This is a genomic window from Azospirillum sp. B506, assembly GCF_000333595.1.
Lineage (GTDB): Bacteria > Pseudomonadota > Alphaproteobacteria > Azospirillales > Azospirillaceae > Azospirillum.
The window spans coordinates 1-1,178 of the sequence record NZ_BADK01000309.1 but is presented as its reverse complement, the minus strand read 5'-3'; the positions used below and the strand labels follow the sequence as shown (position 1 = coordinate 1,178).

General features: G+C 64.3%; 1 protein-coding gene. It reads left to right on the top strand.

Annotated features, from left to right (window positions below; genetic code table 11):
* Positions 1–624 precede the first annotated feature (624 nt).
* Positions 625–1,023, top strand: coding sequence for an NADPH-dependent FMN reductase (locus I71_RS40985; RefSeq protein ID WP_375731183.1), 399 nt, complete (start codon positions 625–627; stop codon positions 1,021–1,023).
* Positions 1,024–1,178 lie beyond the last annotated feature (155 nt).

Genomic DNA, 1,178 nt, shown 5'->3' with positions numbered 1-1,178 from the left:
TCGAGCGCCTGATCCTGGGCGGGGGCGGGAGCAGCGTCCGAGACCATGAAAGCAGGCATCCAGGGCAGGAAAGCGGGGTTACGGGTGTAGCCGGTGGCCGGGTGTCTGTCATGTCCGATAAACACCATTCCGCGACAGCGAGGCCGCTGGCAGCCAGCCAGCGGCCTTCGCCGTTTCCGGGGCATGGGTCGACCGTTTCCGTCACCACCGTTGGTGATGCCAACGCACAGCCACGCCCACGTTCGCGCCGCGTTCCTACATCCCGGACAATCTGCGCACTTTCGTGTAGTGCCCCCCCAAGGTGGCTGCGGTCGCGCGATCCATCGCCCAGTTGATGCGGCGGATCGATTACGTCGACCTCTGATGGGGGACGGCTCCGCCCACTCTCCATGTCCCATGTGGGTGGATGCCGTTCGCCGTCATCGCCCTGACCCGCGCCCGCACCCACTCGCCTGAGGTCGCCGAGTTCATGCGACGCCGCATAACGCAAATGAACCGATGTGCGTCGGCTGCCGGCCGCCGACTCAGAATACCGCCGCAAGCGCCTCCTGGATGCGGCGGCGCTCGGCGAAATCGATCTGCGAATAATGCTTACCGATCAGCGCTCGAAACCCGTAAAGCCCTGTGATTACAAGAAAGTTGCACTTCAGAATAGAACCTACCCTGCCCCTGTTCAACGTGGATGACGACCACGATCCGCTTCCCGAGCCGGCGGGGTTCCTGCGTGCCACCCTGGGATCGGCGGATGCCGTTTTCTTTTCGACCCCGGAATATGCCGGGTCAATTCCGGGAAGCTTCAAAAACCTGCTGGACTGGATCGTGGAGGGCGGCCTGTACCAGCTTCCCGTCAGTTGGATCAACCCGTCGGCCTATGGCGGGTCAGAAGGAACCTACGAGACGCTGCGGACGGTCCTGGGGTTCGTGGGGCGGACATCGCCGAAAACGCCTGCGCCAAAATCCCGGTCCATCGGAGCATGGTGGGGGACGACGGCATCGTCACCGATCCCGCCGTCCGCGAGGTGATTGCCACGGCCATCTCTGCATTGGCGGCCTACGCCATCGACCGGAAGGCCGCGTAGGGCAGCGGCACCGAAGCTGCGAACAGGTCATGCCCCGCCGGAAAGGTCGGCAAGCCTATGGCTCGACGGCGGCATGGTCGCTGCGCGGCCCGGCCTTTT